A 16,824-nucleotide genomic window follows, 5' to 3' on the forward strand; every position below is an offset into this window, starting at 1 on the left:
CCGCGCATGAAGGTCCTCGATCTCCGCTGCACACACGGCCACGGCTTCGAGGGCTGGTTCGCGTCCAACGAGGCGTTCGACAGCCAGCTCGCAAGCGGCCTGGTCGAGTGCCCGGTCTGTGGCGACACCGCGATCGTCAAGCTGCTGAGCGCGCCCCGCCTGAACCTGAGCAACGCCAAGGCGCCGAAGGAAGAAGGGCGCGGCGACGCGGCCCATGCGCCGGCGGCGCCCGCATCGCCTTCCACGCAGGTATCGGCATCCTCGACTTCACCCGAAGCCCGCTGGATGCGTGCCGTGCGCGAGGTGCTGGCCAAGACCGAAGACGTCGGCGACCGCTTTGCCGACGAGGCGCGCAAGATGCACTACGGCGAAACCGCCGAGCGCGGCATCCGCGGCCAGGCCACGCCCGAGCAGACCGAGGCGCTGCTCGACGAAGGCATTCCGGTGATGGCGCTGCCGATTCCGGCGGCGCTGAAAGAAACCCTGCAGTAACTGGCTGGCTCGACGAGCCCGTCCGGCCGCCCCCTCAGGCCGTGAACTGCAGCGCAGCCAGCCGCGCGTACACGCCGCCTTGCGCCACCAGCGCCGCGTGCGTTCCCTGTTCGACGATGCCGCCGTGGTCCAGCACGATGATGCGGTCGGCCTTCTGCACGGTCGCCAGGCGGTGGGCGATCACGAGCGTGGTGCGGTTTTCCATCGCCGATTCCAGCGCGGCCTGCACCATGCGTTCGCTCTCGGCGTCGAGCGCGCTGGTGGCTTCGTCGAGCAGCAGCAGCGGCGGATTCTTCAAGATGGCCCGCGCGATGGCGATGCGCTGGCGTTGGCCGCCCGACAGCCGCACACCGCGTTCACCCAGGAAGGTGTCGTAGCCCTCGGGCAGGGCCTGCAGGAAGTCGTGCGCAAAGGCCGCACGCGCCGCGGCGTGCACCTCGTCGGCGCTGGCGTCGGGCCGGCCGTAGCGGATGTTCTCGAAGGCGCTGGCCGAGAAGATCACCGCGTCCTGCGGCACGAGGCCGATGCGGGTGCGCAGATCGTGCAACGCGAGCGCGTCCAGCGGTGCGCCGTCGAGCACGATGCGGCCCGACTGCGGGTCGTAGTAGCGCAGCAGCAGTTGGAACACCGTGCTCTTGCCCGCGCCGCTCGAGCCCACCAGCGCCACGGTCTCGCCCGGTGCGATGTCCAGGCTGAAGTCGCGCAGCGCCGGCGTGCCCGGCCGCGAGGGGTAGTGGAAAGTGATCGCGTCGAAGCGGATGGCGCTGCCCGCCGCGGGAACGGGCGCGACCGCCGGCCGCGCGGGTGAGGCGATGGCCGTCGGCGCGTGCAGCAGTTCCATCAGGCGTTCGGTGGCGCCGGCTGCGCGCAGCAGGTCGCCGTACACCTCGCCGAGCACGGCCGTGGCGCTCGCCAGGATCACCACGTAGACCACGGTCTGACCCAGGTGGCCGGCCGTGATGTCGCCGCGCAGCACGGCCTGCGTGCCTTCGTACAGGCCCCAGAGCAGGGCGGCCGAGGTGGCGATGATGATGAAGGCCACCAGCACCGAGCGCGCGCGCGTGCGGCGCACGGCGGTCTGGAAGGCGTTCTCGGTCGAGCTGCTGAAGCGGTCGGCCTCGCGGCCTTCGGCCGTGTAGCTCTGCACCACCGGAATCGCGTTCAGCACCTCGGCCGCGATGGCGCTGGAGTCGGCCACGCGGTCCTGGCTGGCGCGCGACAGCTTGCGCACGCGGCGGCCGAACCACATGCTCGGCAGCACCACCAGCACCAGGATGCCCAGCACCTGCACCATCACATAGGGATTGGTCCACACCAGCACCGCCAGCGCGCCCACGCCCATGACGGCGTTGCGCAGGCCCATGCTCAGCGACGAGCCGACGACCGTCTGCACGAGCGTGGTGTCGGCCGTGAGGCGCGACAGCACCTCGCCGGTCTGCGTGGTCTCGAAGAAGACGGGGCTCTGCTGCAGCACATGGCCGTAGACCGCGTTGCGCAGGTCGGCCGTCACGCGCTCGCCGAGCCAGCTCACCGTGTAGAAGCGCGCGGCCGAAAACAGCCCCAGCGCCACCGCCACCGCGAAGAGGGCCCCGAAGTGCTCGCGCAGCGCCATGGTCTGCGCGCCCTTGTCGGCGCTGACCAGGCCGCCATCAATCAGGCTTCGCAGGGCGATAGGAAAAACCAGCGTCGTGACCGCCGCCATCACCAGGAAAACCCCCGCCAGCACGATCTGCACGCGGTAGGGGCGAAGGAAGGGGCGCAGCCCCGACAGCGAGCGGGGCGAGCCCTTGCCTGCGGAGGACGACGGAGGGGAAGAAGCCATGGGCGCGAATTCTACCGAGCCCTTGCCCCCACAAAGGTCGCCTTGACAGTAATTGCCATGGCAACTAATATTTCAGGCATGAGCGATGCCCCCATTTCCCCGGTCCCTCCGACGCCCGACGAGGCCGCGCGCCCGCCGGCCGCCTTCTATCGCGCCGAGGACTACCGCGCCGAAGAGAGCATCGGCTACCTGATGCGCCGCATCGTCACGTCTGTCGGCCAGACGGTGGGCACGCGCATGTGCGAGCCCGGCAGCCCCACCTACCCGCAGTGGGTGCCGCTGTACAAGCTGCACGTCGGCGCTGCCACCACCGTGGCCGAACTCGCCCGCGCCTGCGAACTCGATACCGGCGCCATGACGCGCCTGCTCGACCGCCTCGAGGCCAAGGGCCTGTGCCGGCGCGTGCGCTCGCTCGAAGACCGCCGCGTGGTCAATATCGAGCTCACCGACGAAGGCCGTGCGGCCGCGAAGGAAGTGCCCTATGTGCTGAGCCGGGTGCAGAACGAGTACCTGGCCGGCTTCACCACCGAAGAATGGAAGCAGCTCAAGGACTACTTGCGCCGCATCCTCGACAACGCACAGGGCCTCGCGGCCCGTGGAGAGAAGAATGAATGAGTCTTTCGCCGTGCGCGCGCTGCGTCGCACGCCTGTCGTGGCCGCCGCGCTGGCGGTGGTCGCGCTCGCCGGTTGCGCCGACATGGCCGGCATCGCCTCGCACGCGACGTTGCGCGATGCGACCACGCTCGGCATCGCGGCCGACCCTGCGCACGCCACCGTACCCGCCCTCGACAGCCAGTGGTGGCAGGCCTTCGGCGACAGCCAGCTCAATGCGCTGATCGACCAGGCCGTGGCCGGCAACCCGAACCTGCAGGTCGCGCGTGCGCGCCTCGTGCGTGCCCAGGCCTTCGCGGACATCGCCGGCGCGGCGCTGCTGCCCAAGGTCGGCGCCGACCTCAACCTGAACCGCCAGAAGTTCAACAGCAACTACATCTACCCGGCGCCGCTGGGTGGCTCGACGCAGAACATCGGCCTGCTGCAGCTGGGCGCGAGCTGGGAGCTCGACTTCTTCGGCAAGAACCGCAGCGCACTCGACACCGCCTTGGGCGCAGCCAACGCGGCCGCCGCCGACGCCGATGCCGCGCGCGTGCTGCTCGCAAGCAACGTGGCGCGCAGCTACTTCCAGTGGGCACGCCTGAACGAACAGGTCGAAGTGGCCAAGCGCACGCTGGCCCAGCGCGACGAAACCTTCAAGCTGGTGCGCGACCGCGTCTCGGCGGGCCTGGACACCCGCCTCGAACTGCGCCAGAGCGAAGGCGGCCTGCCTGAAGCACGCCAGCAGATCGAAGCGCTCAACGAACAGATTGCGCTGCAGCAGCACGCGCTCGATGCGCTCGTGGGCCAGCCCAACGTGTCAGCGTCGCTCAAGCCGCCGGTGCTCGCCGGCGTGAAGCCGATGGCGCTGCAGGCGAACATTCCGGCCGACCTGCTGGGCCGCCGCGCCGACATCGCCGCCGCGCGCTGGCGCGTCGAAGCCGCCACCAGCGACGTGGCCAACGCCAAGACCCAGTTCTATCCCAACGTGAACCTCACGGCCTTTGCCGGCTTCCAGAGCCTGGGCTTCGGCAAGCTGCTCAAGTCGGGCAGCGAGCAGTGGGGTGTGGGCCCGGCCATCCACCTGCCGATCTTCGAAGGCGGGCGCCTGCGCGCCAACCTGCGCGGCAAGTCGGCCGACCTCGACGTGGCCATCGAGAGCTACAACGCCACCGTGCTCGACGCCGTGCGCGACGCGGCCGACCAGGTCTCGAGCGCGCAGTCGATCGTGCGCCAGCAGGCCGAGCAGCGCGCCGCGCAGACGGCCGCCGAAGGTGCCTACGACATTGCCGTGCAGCGCTACCGCGCGGGCCTGGGCAACTACCTCAACGTGCTGACCGCTGAAACCGCCGTGCTGGCCCAGCGCCGCCTCGCGGTCGACCTGGCGGCCCGCGCCCTCGACACGCAGGTGGGCCTGGCGCGCGCCCTCGGCGGCGGCTGGCAGCCGCCGGCCACCGCGACGGCTGCGGCCCCGGCGGCCGCCACCCAGAACTGATTTGCTGATCCGCCTTCTTCGGAAAGAACTCCATCATGAGCGATAACAACACGCCGACATCCGCTTCCCCCGTGTCCACCACCGCAGCGCCCGAGGCGCCTGCGGGCAACGGCAAGCGCCGCCGCGCACTCACCGTTCTCACCGCCGTGGTGCTGGTCGCCGGTGGCGGCTGGGGCCTGTACGAATGGCTGGTCGCCAGCCACTACGAGAACACCGACAACGCCTACGTGCAGGGCAACGTCATCCAGATCACGCCGCAGATCGGCGGCACCGTCATGGCCATCGGCGCCGACGACACCGACTTCGTGAAAGCCGGCCAGCCGCTGGTGCAGCTCGACCCGGCCGATGCCAAGGTGGCGCTCGAGCAGGCCGAGGCCGCGCTCGCGCAGGCCGTGCGCCAGGTGCGCACGCTGTACGCCAACAACGGTTCGCTGGCCGCGCAGGTCACGCTGCGCCAGAGCGACATCGCCAAGGCCCAGAGCGACATCGCCAAGGCGCAGGACGACCTGCAGCGCCGCCGCGCGCTGTCGGGCAACGGTGCCGTGTCCAAGGAAGAACTCAACCACGCCGAGACGCAACTGGCCAACGCCAAGAGTGCGCTCGCTGCCGCACAGGCCGGCGTGGTCGCCGCGCGCGAGGCGCTGGCCAGCAACCAGTCGCTGACCGAAGGCACCAGCGTGGCCCAGCATCCCAGCGTGCTGGCCGCCGCCGCCAAGGTGCGCGAGGCCTACCTCGCCACGCAGCGCGTGGCCATGCCCGCGCCGGTCGACGGCTACGTCGCCAAGCGCACCGTGCAACTGGGCCAGCGCGTGGCCGCCGGCACGCCGATGATGTCGATCGTGCCGCTGCACCAGCTGTGGGTCGACGCCAACTTCAAGGAAGTGCAGCTGCGCAACATCCGCATCGACCAGCCCGTGAAGCTCACGGCCGACGTGTACGGCAAGAAGGTCGAGTACACCGGCAAGGTCGCCGGCCTGGGCGTGGGCACGGGCGCCGCCTTTGCGCTGCTGCCGGCGCAGAACGCCACCGGCAACTGGATCAAGGTGGTGCAGCGCGTGCCCGTGCGCATCGCGCTCGACCCCGAGCAGCTCAAGGCCAACCCGCTGCGCATCGGCCTGTCGATGGACGCCGAGATCGACATCACGCAGAAGACCGGCAAGATGCTGGCCGACGCGCCGCGCAGCACCGCCTTCGCGCAGACGCAGGTCTACAGCCAGCTCGACCGCGGCGCCGACGCCGAGGTGGAACGCATCGTGGCCGCCAACCTCGGCCGCGGCGCGCCGGCAGCGGCGGCCAGCCGCCCGGCTGCAGCAGCCACAGCGGCGCCGGCCGCGCACGTCGCCACGCAGGGCCAGCCGGGCTGATCGCAGCGCGTACTCGCTGAACCCTCACAGCCCGCGCCATGGCCACTGCTGCTCCCGCCTACATCGCGCACCCCCCGCTCGAGGGCTCCGCCCGCGTGTGGGGCACGGTCGCGCTGTCCGCCGCCACCTTCATGAACGTGCTCGACTCGTCGATCGCGAACGTGTCGCTGCCGGCCATCTCGGGCGACCTTGGCGTGAGCACCACGCAAGGCACCTGGGTCATCACCAGCTTCGCGGTGGCCAACGCCATCGCGGTGCCGCTCACGGGTTTCATGACCCAGCGCTTCGGACAGGTGCGCCTGTTCATGGCCAGTGTGATCCTGTTCATGATCGCGTCGCTGCTGTGCGGTCTGGCGCCGAACATGACCACGCTGATCGCCTTTCGCGCGCTGCAGGGCTTCGTCGCGGGCCCGATGATTCCGCTGTCGCAGACGCTGCTGCTGTCGAGCTACCCGCGCGCCAAGGCCGGCCTGGCCATGGCGATGTGGTCGATGACCACGCTGGTCGCGCCGGTGATGGGGCCGCTGCTCGGCGGCTGGATCACCGACAACATCTCGTGGCCGTGGATCTTCTACATCAACATCCCGGTCGGCATCGTGGCGGCGGCCATCACCTGGGCGCTGTACCGCAAGCGCGAGAGCAACACGCACAAGGTGCCGATCGACGCCATCGGCCTGGCGCTGCTGGTGCTGTGGGTCGGCTCGCTGCAGCTCATGCTCGACAAGGGCAAGGAGCTCGACTGGTTCCACTCGGCCGAGATCGTCACCATGGCCGTGGTGGCCGCCGTCGGCTTCGCGTTCTTCCTGGTCTGGGAGCTGACCGACAAGCACCCGGTGGTCGACCTGTCGCTGTTCAAGCGCCGCAACTTCTGGTCGGGCGCGGTGGCAACCGCCATCGCCTACGGCCTGTTCTTCGGCAACGTGGTGCTGCTGCCGCTGTGGTTGCAGCAGTGGATGGGCTACACCGCCACGCAGGCCGGGATGATCATGGCGCCCGTGGGGCTGCTGGCGATCTTCTTCTCGCCGGTGGTGGGCCTCACGGTGTCCAAGATCGACCCGCGCCGCTACGCGACCTTCTCGTTCCTCGTGTTCGCGCTGGTGCTGTGGATGCGCTCGAACTTCAACACGCAGGCCGACTTCGTGACGATCATCATCCCGACGATCATCCAGGGCATCGCGATGGCGTTCTTCTTCATTCCGCTCGTGACCATCACGCTGTCGGGCCTCACGCCCGACCGCATCCCGGCCGCGTCGGGGCTGTCGAACTTCCTGCGGATCACGGCGGGCGCCATGGGCACGTCGATCGCCACCACGCTGTGGGACAGCCGCGCGGCGCTGCACCATGCGCAACTCGTGGAATCGGTGAACCCGGGCAACAGCGCGGCCACCAGCGCCATCTCGGGACTGACGGGCAGCGGCTTCAGCACCGAGCAGGTGCTGGGGCAGATCAACCGCCTCGTCGACCAGCAGGCGTTCATGCTCGCGACGAACGACATCTTCTATGCGTCGGCTGTGCTGTTCCTGCTGCTGATCCCGCTGGTGTGGCTGGCGCGCCCGCAAAAGGGCGGCGCGGGCGGCGACGCGGCGGCCGGCGCGCACTGACAACAACACGCCTCCTCCTCACCCCAGGCTCCTTCGGGACCCTGGGGTTTTTCATGCGCCGAGCACTTTCAGCACGTCATGGCACGCGCCCATCGTGTGGTAGTCGGTCTTGCCGGCCGGGCTCTTCTCGTCGCTGATCCTCGCGTTCTGCGGCGTGAGGATGCGGTACCACGCACCGTGCGCCTGGTCGACGAAATGGTCCCAGCTGTGGGCCCAGATCCGGTCGTACCAGTCCCAGTAGCCGGCATCACCCGTGCGCACCGCGAGCAGGGCGGCAGCGGCGAAGCTTTCGGCCTGCACCCAGAAGTACTTGTCGCCATCGCACACCGCACCGTCGGGACCGAAGCCGTAGACCAGGCCGCCGTGGGCCGCGTCCCAGCCGCGCTGCATCGCGGTGTCGAAGAAGTGGCGTGCGCGCGGCACGATCCATTCGGTGCCCGGCGCACCGGGGCCCAGGTGGCTCTCGAGCTGCAGCAGCAGCTTGGCCCATTCGGTGAGGTGGCCAGTCTGGAAGCCCCAGGGCCGGAAGATGTTGGTCTTGTCGCCGCGGTTGTAGTCCCAGTCGACCGACCAGTCCTCGCGGTAGTGCTCCCACACCAGCCCGTCGGCGAGCGCAGCCTGCCGGCCCGTGATGCTTTCGGCGAGCGTGCGCGCACGCTCTAGGTAGAAGGGCTCGCGCGTGGCGTCGTAGGCCGCGAGCATCGCCTCGCAGGCGTGCATGTTGGCGTTCTGGCCGCGGTACGGGCCGACCTGCCAGCTTGGCGTGGCCTCGTCGGCGTACAGCTGGTGCGTGGGCTCCCAGAAATGCTGTTCCATCAGGTCGCGGGTGTGCGCGAGGCCGGCGCGTGCTTCCTCGACGCCGGCCATCAGCGCATGCGCGTGCGCCAGCAGCACGAAGGCCAGGCCGTAGCAGTGCTGCGTGCCGTCCTGCACGGTGGCCTGATGGCCATCCCAGTCGATCTGCCATGCATGGCCACCATTCGGCTGCGCATGCGCGGTCTGCAGAAATGCCAGGCCGTGCCGCACCGCCGCGAGGTCGTCGGGCCGGCCGAAGCGGCGCCATGCCATCGCGTGGTTGAACACGAAGCGCGTGCTGCTCACGAGGTGGCGCGTGCGGCGGTCGTACACCGTGCCGTCGTCCTTGAAGAAATGGAAGAAGCCGCCCGAGGCGTCGCGGCTGCGCGGCGCATAGAACGCCAGCGTGTGTTCGATGTGGCCGGTGAGGAATTCGGGCGAGCGGAAGTTCGGCATGGCGGTGATGGATTCAATCCGGGTGAAAGCGCATCGTGGCAGCGCAGCGGGCACGCCAGTTTTTCACGAAGCGTGCATGCGTGCCCGACATCTTCATGACGTAGCGCGTGCATGCATCGCGCGTTCGCACCTGTGCGTGCTGCAGTGCGCAATGTCGTCGGGACGACAGTCGCTCGCACAGAGGGGGCGCACGCTGTGGATGGTTGCAGTGCAGCATAGGCATTTGCCCCAGTATGCAATTGCATAGCAGCCACCAACAATCGGTCCGCGCTCGATGGTGGCGCATTGAGATGGACCGCATGACCGATTTCTTTTTTCCGCACACGGACGACGCCGCGAGATGAGCGACGTCATTCTTGAAACACGCCAGCTCACCAAGGAATTCAAGGGATTCACCGCGGTCAGCAAGGTTGACCTCTCGGTGAAGCGCGGCTCGATCCACGCGCTCATCGGTCCCAACGGTGCCGGCAAGACAACCTGCTTCAACCTGCTCACGAAGTTCCTCGAGCCCACGGCCGGCACGATCCTGTTCAATGGGCACGACATCACGGGCGAGCGCCCGGCGCAGATTGCGCGGCGCGGCGTGATCCGCTCGTTCCAGATCTCCGCCGTGTTCCCGCACCTCACGCTGCTGGAGAACGTGCGCCTGGGCCTGCAGCGCAAGCTCGGCACTTCGTACCACTTCTGGAAGAGCGAGAAGTCGCTCAAGCCGCTCGATGCGCGCGCCCGCGAACTGCTCGCCGAGGTGGGCCTCGAAGAGCTGGCCGACGAACAGACGGTGAACCTGCCCTACGGCCGCAAGCGCGCGCTCGAGATCGCCACCACGCTGGCCATGGAACCCGAACTGATGCTGCTGGACGAACCCACGCAGGGCATGGGTCACGAAGACGTGCACCGCGTGGCCGAGCTCATCAAGCGCGTGTCGGCCGGACGCACCATCCTGATGGTCGAGCACAACATGAGCGTGGTCTCGACCATTGCCGACACCATCACGGTGCTGCAGCGCGGCGCCGTGCTGGCCGAAGGGCCGTACGCCGAAGTCTCGAAGAACCCGCAGGTGATGGAGGCCTACATGGGCACCACCGACGGCCAGATGCAAGGCGCGCACTGACATGACCGCTGCACTCGAAATCAAGGGCCTGCAGGCCTGGTACGGCGAATCGCATGTGCTGCACGGCGTCGACATGGTGGTGCAGCCGGGCGAGGTCGTCACGCTGCTGGGGCGCAATGGCGCGGGCCGCACGACGACCATGCGCGCCGTGATGGGACTCACCGGCGCCCGCAAGGGCAGCATCAAGGTCAACGGCGTCGAGACCGTCTCGATGGCGACGCACCGCATCGCGCACCTGGGCATCGGCTATTGCCCCGAAGAGCGCGGCATCTTCGCCAGCCTCTCCTGCGAAGAAAACCTGATGCTGCCGCCCGAGCTCAAGGGCGCGGGGCAGGGCATGTCGGTCGACGAGATCTACGCCATGTTCCCCAACCTCGCGGAGCGCCGCCACAGCCAGGGCACACGCCTGTCGGGTGGCGAGCAGCAGATGCTCGCGGTGGCGCGCATCCTGCGCACCGGCGCCAAGCTGCTGCTGCTCGACGAGATTTCCGAAGGCCTCGCGCCCGTCATCGTGCAGGCACTGGCCCGCATGATCACTACGCTGCGTGCCAAGGGCTACACCATCGTCATGGTGGAGCAGAACTTCCGCTTCGCCGCGCCGCTGGCCGACCGTTTCTATGTGATGGAGCACGGCCGCATTGTCGAGAGGTTCGGTGCCTCCGAACTCGAAGCCAAGATGCCTGTGCTGACCGAGCTGCTCGGCGTCTGAGTTCTTTTTTTCACCCGTTGCTACTGCTGGAGACACACATGACAAATCGGCTCACCGCTTTCGCCCTGGCTTTCGGTGCACTGGCGCTCGCTGCGTCGGCCCAGGCGCAAGGCCAGGACAAGATCAAGATCGGCTTCATCACCGACATGTCGAGCCTTTACGCCGACCTCGAAGGCAAGAACGGCGCGCTGGCGATCCAGATGGCCATCGACGACTTCGGCGGCAAGGCGGCCGGCAAGCCTGTCGAGCTGCTCACCGTCGACCACCAGAACAAGCCCGACATCGCCGCTTCGAAGGCGCGCGAGTGGATCGACACGCAAGGCCTGAGCATGGTCTTCGGCGGCACCAACTCCGGCGTCGGCTTGGCGCTGGCCAAGGTCGCGGCCGAGAAGAAGCGCGTGTACTTCAACAACGGCGCGGCCTCGTCGGCGCTCACCAACGAACAGTGCTCGCCCTACACCGTGCACTACGCCTATGACACCGTCGCGCTCGCCAAGGGCACCGGCGCTGCGGTGGTCGACGGCGGCGGCAAGAGCTGGTTCTTCCTGACGGCCGACTACGCCTTCGGCCACGCGCTCGAAGCCGACACCTCCACCGTCGTGAAGGCCAAGGGCGGCACGATCGTCGGCGCGGTGCGCCACCCGCTCAACGCGTCCGACTTCTCGTCGTTCCTGCTGCAGGCGCAGAACTCCAAGGCACAGATCCTGGGCCTGGCCAATGCGGGCGGCGACACCGTCAACAGCATCAAGGCGGCCAAGGAATTCGGCATCGGCAAGACCATGAAGCTGGCCGGCCTGCTGATCTTTCTGAGCGACGTGCACAGCCTGGGCCTGAAGAACACCGAAGGCCTGCAGTTCACCACCAGCTGGTACTGGGACCTGAACGACGAGACCCGCAAGTTCTCCAAGCGCTTCTTCGACAAGACCAAGCGCATGCCCACCGAAATCCAGGCCGCCGACTACTCGGCCACCATGACCTACCTCAAGGCCGTGGACGCGGCCAAGACCGATGATTCGGACAAGGTCATGGCCGAGCTTAAGAAGATGAAGCTCAACGACTTCTTCGGCTCCGGCCAGATCCGCCCCGACGGCCGCTACGTGCACGACATGTACCTGATGCAGGTCAAGTCGCCCGCCGAATCGAAGACGCCGTGGGACTACTACAAGCTCGTGAAGAAGCTGCCCGGCGACACCGTGTTCACCACCAAGGCCGAGTCCAAGTGCACGCTCTGGAAGTGACACCACCGAACACCCTACAGGAACACCATTCATGAAGACCACCACATTCGCTCTTTCCGCCGTTTTCGCCGCCGCCGCACTGGCCGCCGGTGCCGCCCAGGCGCAGGACAAGGTCAAGATCGGCTTCATCACCGACATGTCGAGCCTGTATGCCGACGTCGAAGGCAAGAACGGCGCGCTGGCCATCCAGATGGCCATCGACGACTTCGGCGGCAAGGTCAATGGCATGCCCATCGAGCTGCTCACGGCCGATCACCAGAACAAGGCCGACATCGCCGCCTCCAAGGCGCGCGAGTGGATCGACACGCAGGGCCTGACCATGCTGTTCGGCGGCACCAGCTCGGGCACCGGCCTGGCGATGGCCAAGGTGGCCCAGGAGAAGAAGCGCGTCTTCATCGTGAACGGCGCAGGCAGCTCGGCACTCACCAACGAACAGTGCTCGCCCTACACCGTGCACTATGCCTACGACACCGTGGCGCTCGCCAAGGGCACCGGCTCGGCCGTCATTGGCCGCGGTGACAAGAGCTGGTACTTCCTGACCGCCGATTACGCCTTCGGTCAGGCGCTCGAAGCCGACGCGACCAAGGTCGTGAAGGAAAAGGGCGGCACTGTGCTGGGCAGCGTGAAGCACCCGCTGAACACCTCCGACTTCTCGTCCTTCCTGCTGCAGGCGCAGAACTCCAAGGCACAGGTGCTGGCGCTGGCCAATGCCGGCGGCGACACCATCAACAGCATCAAGGCCGCGAAAGAGTTCGGCATCACCAAGAACATGAAGATGGTGGGCCTGCTGGTGTTCGTGACCGACGTGCACAGCCTGGGGCTGAAGAACACCGAAGGCCTGCTGCTCACCACCAGCTGGGACTGGAACCTCGACGACAAGACGCGCGCCTTCGGCAAGCGCTTCTTCGAGAAGACCAAGCGCATGCCTACCGACATCCAGGCCGCCGACTACTCGGCCACCATGACCTACCTGAAGGCCGTGCAGGCCTCCAAGACGATCGATGCCGACAAGGTCATGGCCACGCTCAAGTCCACGCCCATCGACGACTTCTACGCCAAGGGCAACATCCGTGCCGACGGCCGCTTCGTGCACGACATGTACCTGGTGCAGGTCAAGTCGCCGGCCGAGTCCAAGCAGCCGTGGGACTACTACAAGGTGGTCCAGAAGCTCAAGGGCGAAGACGTCTTCACCACGAAGGCTGAAAGCCGCTGCGCCCTCTGGAAGTGACCTCCCGCGGGCGCCCCTGCGGCGCCCGGGTTCGTTGAAACGCTTATGAACATTTCCCTTCCCGCCTTGTTGAGCCAGCTCCTCCTGGGGCTGGTCAACGGCTCGTTCTACGCCATCCTGAGCCTCGGGCTGGCGGTGATCTTCGGTTTGCTCAACGTCATCAACTTCGCGCACGGCGCGCTGTTTATGCTCGGGGCCGTCCTCACGTGGATGGCCATGGAGTACCTGGGCGTCAACTACTGGGTGATGCTGATCGCTGCGCCGATCGTCATCGGCCTGTTCGGCGTGGTCATCGAACGGTTGCTGCTGCGCTGGATCTACAAGCTCGATCACCTCTACGGCCTGCTGCTCACGTTGGGCCTCACGCTGCTGATCGAAGGCGTGTTCCGCTCGGTCTACGGCGTGTCGGGGCTGCCCTACGACGCACCCGATGCGCTCTCGAGCGCCACCGACCTGGGCTTCATGGTGCTGCCCAACTACCGCGCCTGGGTCGTCGTGGCGTCGCTGGTGATCTGCTTTGCGACCTGGTACGTGATCGAGAAGACCCGCCTGGGCGCCTACCTGCGCGCCGGCACCGAGAACCCGCGGCTCGTGGAAGCCTTCGGCGTCAACGTGCCGCTGATGATCACGCTGACCTACGCCTTCGGTTGCGCGCTCGCCGCTTTTGCCGGCGTGCTGGCCGCACCGGTGATGCAGGTGTCGCCGCTGATGGGGCAGAACCTCATCATCGTGGTGTTCGCGGTGGTCGTGATCGGCGGCATGGGGTCCATCATGGGCGCCATCCTCACGGGCCTGGGCCTGGGCGTGATCGAAGGACTCACCAAGGTTTTCTATCCCGAGGCTTCCTCGACGGTTGTGTTCGTGATCATGGTCATCGTGCTGTTGATTCGCCCCGCCGGCCTGTTCGGCAAAGAGAAGTAAGGCGAGCGGCATGAACATGAAAAAAATCTCCACTGTCGTCTACGGCCTGCTGCTGCTCGCCCTGGTGCTCGCGCCGTTCTTCGGCGCCTATCCGGTGTTCGTGATGAAGCTCATGTGCTTCGCGCTGTTCGCCTCGGCCTTCAACCTGCTCTTGGGCTACACGGGCCTGCTGTCCTTCGGCCATGCGGCTTTCCTGGGCGGCTCGGCGTATGTGGCGGGCCATGCGATCAAGGTCTGGGGCCTCACGCCCGAGCTGGGCCTGATCGCGGGCACGCTCACCGGCGCGCTGCTGGGCTGGCTCTTCGGCATCCTGGCCATCCGTCGCCAGGGCATCTACTTCGCGATGATCACGCTGGCGCTCGCGCAGATGATGTTCTTCGTCGCGTTGCAGGCGAAGTTCACGGGCGGCGAAGACGGCCTGCAGGGCGTGCCGCGCGGCAAGCTCTTCGGCGTCATCGACCTGTCGAACGACCTGACCATGTACTACGTGGCGCTCGTCGTCGTCGTGCTGGCCTTTTTGCTGATCGTGCGCACCATCCATTCGCCGTTCGGGCAGGTGCTCAAGGGCATCAAGGAAAACGAGCCGCGCGCGCTCTCGCTGGGCTACGACGTGGGGCGCTTCAAGCTGCTGGCCTTCGTGATCTCGGCCGCGCTGTCGGGCCTGGCCGGTTCGCTCAAGACGCTGGTACTGGGCTTTGCCACGCTGTCCGACGTGCACTGGACCGCCTCGGGCCAGGTCATCCTGATGACGCTGGTCGGTGGTCTGGGCACGCTGTCGGGGCCGCTGGTCGGCTCGGCCGTGGTGGTGCTGCTGGAGAACAAGATCGGCGAACTCGGCAGCTTCCTGGCCCGCATCACCACCATCGACTGGTTCAACACGCTGGGCGAGTCGGTGACCATGGTCACAGGCCTGATCTTCGTGATCTGCGTGCTGGCCTTCCGCAAGGGCATCATGGGCGAGATCATCGCCTTCATCGATCGGCGCCGCACGAAGCAGTGACGCAGAGGCCGTGGCGGCAGCAGACGGTGTGAACATCGTCTGCGCCGGCAGGCCAGCGCAGGCGGGGTGGGTACCCTGCGCCACTTGTGGCCCTTGCGGCCGGGGCGCAGAATCCGGCTCCCACTTCGAGGAGTCGGCCATGGCCCTTCTTCCGTACTTTGTCCTGACACCCGAACGGCGCGACACGCCGCTGAACGTGCTCGGCACGCAGGTGACGGTGCTGGCGCCGAACGCCTCGACGCAGAGCTACGGCGTCACCTTCCAGCGTGGTGACGAAGGCACGGGCCCGCCACCGCACAGCCACGACTGGGACGAGTCGTTCTACGTGCTCGGCGGCGAGGTCGAGTTTCACTGCAACGGTCAGGCCCACCGGTGCCAGCCCGGCACGCTGGTGCATGTGCCGCGCGGCACGGTGCACGGCTTTCACTACGGCAAGGGCGGCGGGCAGATGCTCGAGATCACCGGGCAGGACGCGATGGCCGCGCAGATGTTCACTGCCATCGACCGCGAGATTCCGGTCGGGCCGGCACCTGATATTCCGAAGCTGCTGGCGGTGCTGGAGCGCAATGGGGTGACGGTTTCGGCGTAGTTCACACGGCGGCGCCATCGGCCCTGGCAAGGCTTCGCACTCACTCGGAGGCGGACGGCCGCCGCTGTCGCAGCGACCTTTCGTTCGCCCGGCGTTGCACCGCTCTTGCAGCGCGGCTGATGACGAAGAAGACGGCCGCAATCCCCGCAGCAGCGCAGGCGCCCGTCAGCCGGCCGAAGGGAATGCCGAATGCAATCCCTGCCAGCAGGGCGAAAAGTCCGAGCTGAAGAAGATCTCCGATGGCGTCGAGCCGGTGCACCCATTTCATCGCAAGCCTCCGTTGTCGTGAATTGCCAGCATCCGGCGCTTCGCCTCACAGCCGCAGCGGCGCCGCATACCCCGTCATCTCCAGATACCCGCGCCCCACGCGCTTTCCTTGCTGCACATCACGCAGTTCGCTCAACCCTTCCCAGTACACGCCTCCCGTCGAGCCGCGGCTGTCCAGTTCCTGGTCGTCGAGCAGCGCCTGCACCTCGAAGCGGCCCGCGGGCGTGTCGATGCGCCAGTGCGTGGGGTAGCTCGCGCGGGTGCGCGGGCTGGTCCAGCTGCGCAGGGCGTCGAAGCGCACTTCGCCGGGACCGAAGATGCGCGCCGCGCCACCGCGCGCACGGAACGAGCCGCCGGACCACAGCGCACTGCCGTCGCGGCGGCGCAGGTGGAAGGCGGTGAGTGCGCTGCCGTCGTCGAGGTTCATGCCGATCCAGTCCCAGCCCACGGCCTCGGGGTGCATCAGCGCTTCGCTCCATTCGTGGTCGAGCCACGCGGTGCCGGTGATTTCGAACGGGGCCTGGCCTTGCAGCGTGAGGCGGCCTTGCGCCTGCAGGTGCGGTTCGCTGTAGTAGTAGCTCGCCTGCTCGGGAGCGGGGCCCTTGCGCGACAGGCCTTCGCGGCCTTGCAGCAGCACCGGCTGCGCGGGGGTGAAGCGCAGGTCGAGCGTGAATTCGCCGGCGGGGATGCGCGCGGTGTAGGCGCCGCTGCCGGCATCGCGCGCCAGCGACCAGTCGCGCAACCGCACGTCTGTGTCGGTTTCGCTGGCCGAGGCGACGTCGAAGCCCGCGCGGGCGATGCGCTGGTCGTGCCGCAGCACGCGGCCTTCGAGGTCGGTGACGGCCGCGTGCGCGAACACCAGCTGCTTGGCGGCGAAGGCCGAGCGCATGGCCTGTGTGGCATCGACGCGCGAGCGGAAGAAGGTCACCTGGAAACCGAACGCGCGCCCCGCGGCGGTCTGGCCGTGGCCGGTGATGTACCACCACTCGGTGCGCAGGTCGGGGTGGCTGCCGAAGTCGCGCGGGAACTGCAGCGCCTTCGCGGGCAGGGCCCGGGCGGCATGCGGCGCGCCCGCAGCGGCCAGCGCGGCCAGCAGCAACAGCTGCCGCCGCCCGACGAAGCCACCGGGTGCGCGCGTCGGCATC

The 16,824-nt window shown here is 67.7% G+C and carries 16 protein-coding genes; 12 read left to right on the plus strand and 4 right to left on the minus strand.

What is annotated here, in order from left to right; translation table 11 throughout:
* The first annotated feature begins 6 nt into the window (after positions 1–6).
* Positions 7–492, plus strand: a complete 486-nt coding sequence (locus tag ASD34_RS16575; RefSeq protein WP_056579602.1) for a DUF1178 family protein — start codon at positions 7–9, stop codon at positions 490–492.
* 34 nt (positions 493–526) lie between these two features.
* Here the strand turns inward: ASD34_RS16575 and ASD34_RS16580 are convergent, their stop codons facing one another.
* Positions 527–2,314 carry an ABC transporter transmembrane domain-containing protein gene (locus ASD34_RS16580; protein ID WP_056579604.1) on the minus strand — a complete coding sequence of 596 codons (1,788 nt, stop codon included), beginning with the start codon at positions 2,312–2,314 and terminating at the stop codon, positions 527–529.
* Positions 2,315–2,392: 78 nt separating this feature from the next.
* On the opposite strand from ASD34_RS16580, the gene ASD34_RS16585 reads away from it, so the two are divergent.
* Genes ASD34_RS16585 through ASD34_RS16600 form a run of 4 tightly spaced genes read left to right on the plus strand, consistent with a single transcriptional unit; the run spans position 2,393 to position 7,365 of the window.
* Positions 2,393–2,929 carry a MarR family winged helix-turn-helix transcriptional regulator gene (locus ASD34_RS16585; RefSeq protein WP_056579606.1) on the plus strand — a complete coding sequence of 179 codons (537 nt, stop codon included), beginning with the start codon at positions 2,393–2,395 and terminating at the stop codon, positions 2,927–2,929.
* Complete coding sequence (locus ASD34_RS16590) at positions 2,922–4,400, plus strand: efflux transporter outer membrane subunit (RefSeq protein WP_056579608.1); 1,479 nt, start codon at positions 2,922–2,924, stop codon at positions 4,398–4,400. The genes ASD34_RS16585 and ASD34_RS16590 overlap by 8 nt, the downstream gene beginning before the upstream one ends.
* 35 nt (positions 4,401–4,435) lie before the next feature.
* Positions 4,436–5,764, plus strand: coding sequence for an efflux RND transporter periplasmic adaptor subunit (locus ASD34_RS16595; RefSeq protein WP_056579610.1), 1,329 nt, complete (start codon positions 4,436–4,438; stop codon positions 5,762–5,764).
* 38 nt (positions 5,765–5,802) lie between these two features.
* Complete coding sequence (locus ASD34_RS16600; RefSeq protein WP_056579612.1) at positions 5,803–7,365, plus strand: DHA2 family efflux MFS transporter permease subunit; 1,563 nt, start codon at positions 5,803–5,805, stop codon at positions 7,363–7,365.
* Positions 7,366–7,416: 51 nt separating this feature from the next.
* Here the strand turns inward: ASD34_RS16600 and ASD34_RS16605 are convergent, their stop codons facing one another.
* Complete coding sequence (locus ASD34_RS16605; RefSeq protein ID WP_056579614.1) at positions 7,417–8,616, minus strand: AGE family epimerase/isomerase; 1,200 nt, start codon at positions 8,614–8,616, stop codon at positions 7,417–7,419.
* A gap of 340 nt (positions 8,617–8,956) precedes the next feature.
* Here ASD34_RS16605 and ASD34_RS16610 point away from each other — a divergent pair, with 340 nt between their 5' ends.
* The 7 genes from ASD34_RS16610 to ASD34_RS16640 all read left to right on the plus strand — a co-directional run bounded on the left by ASD34_RS16610 (position 8,957) and on the right by ASD34_RS16640 (position 15,412).
* Entirely contained in the window at positions 8,957–9,727 is a 771-nt protein-coding gene (locus ASD34_RS16610) for an ABC transporter ATP-binding protein (protein ID WP_056579616.1), read from the plus strand.
* 1 nt (position 9,728) lies between these two features.
* Positions 9,729–10,436 carry an ABC transporter ATP-binding protein gene (locus ASD34_RS16615; RefSeq protein ID WP_056579618.1) on the plus strand — a complete coding sequence of 236 codons (708 nt, stop codon included), beginning with the start codon at positions 9,729–9,731 and terminating at the stop codon, positions 10,434–10,436.
* Positions 10,437–10,474: 38 nt separating this feature from the next.
* The gene (locus tag ASD34_RS16620; RefSeq protein WP_056579620.1) at positions 10,475–11,674 is read left to right on the plus strand and encodes an ABC transporter substrate-binding protein; all 1,200 of its coding nucleotides are present in this window, start codon (positions 10,475–10,477) and stop codon (positions 11,672–11,674) included.
* Between the two features lie 31 nt (positions 11,675–11,705).
* Positions 11,706–12,902 carry an ABC transporter substrate-binding protein gene (locus ASD34_RS16625; RefSeq protein WP_056579622.1) on the plus strand — a complete coding sequence of 399 codons (1,197 nt, stop codon included), beginning with the start codon at positions 11,706–11,708 and terminating at the stop codon, positions 12,900–12,902.
* A gap of 45 nt (positions 12,903–12,947) precedes the next feature.
* Entirely contained in the window at positions 12,948–13,823 is an 876-nt protein-coding gene (locus tag ASD34_RS16630; RefSeq protein WP_056579624.1) for a branched-chain amino acid ABC transporter permease, read from the plus strand.
* A 10-nt stretch (positions 13,824–13,833) separates the two neighbouring features.
* A complete protein-coding gene (locus ASD34_RS16635) occupies positions 13,834–14,823 on the plus strand; it encodes a branched-chain amino acid ABC transporter permease (RefSeq protein WP_200937593.1) in 990 nt (329 codons plus the stop codon).
* A gap of 139 nt (positions 14,824–14,962) precedes the next feature.
* Positions 14,963–15,412, plus strand: a complete 450-nt coding sequence (locus tag ASD34_RS16640; RefSeq protein ID WP_056579626.1) for a cupin domain-containing protein — start codon at positions 14,963–14,965, stop codon at positions 15,410–15,412.
* A gap of 40 nt (positions 15,413–15,452) precedes the next feature.
* Here ASD34_RS16640 and ASD34_RS16645 read toward each other — a convergent pair whose 3' ends face one another.
* Both ASD34_RS16645 and ASD34_RS16650 read right to left on the minus strand, forming a co-directional pair.
* Positions 15,453–15,680, minus strand: a complete 228-nt coding sequence (locus ASD34_RS16645; RefSeq protein ID WP_056579628.1) for a hypothetical protein — start codon at positions 15,678–15,680, stop codon at positions 15,453–15,455.
* Between the two features lie 45 nt (positions 15,681–15,725).
* Entirely contained in the window at positions 15,726–16,823 is a 1,098-nt protein-coding gene (locus ASD34_RS16650; RefSeq protein ID WP_056579630.1) for a lipocalin-like domain-containing protein, read from the minus strand.
* Between the last annotated feature and the right edge of the window lies 1 nt (position 16,824).

Source organism: Variovorax sp. Root473 (assembly GCF_001426505.1).
GTDB lineage: Bacteria > Pseudomonadota > Gammaproteobacteria > Burkholderiales > Burkholderiaceae_C > Variovorax.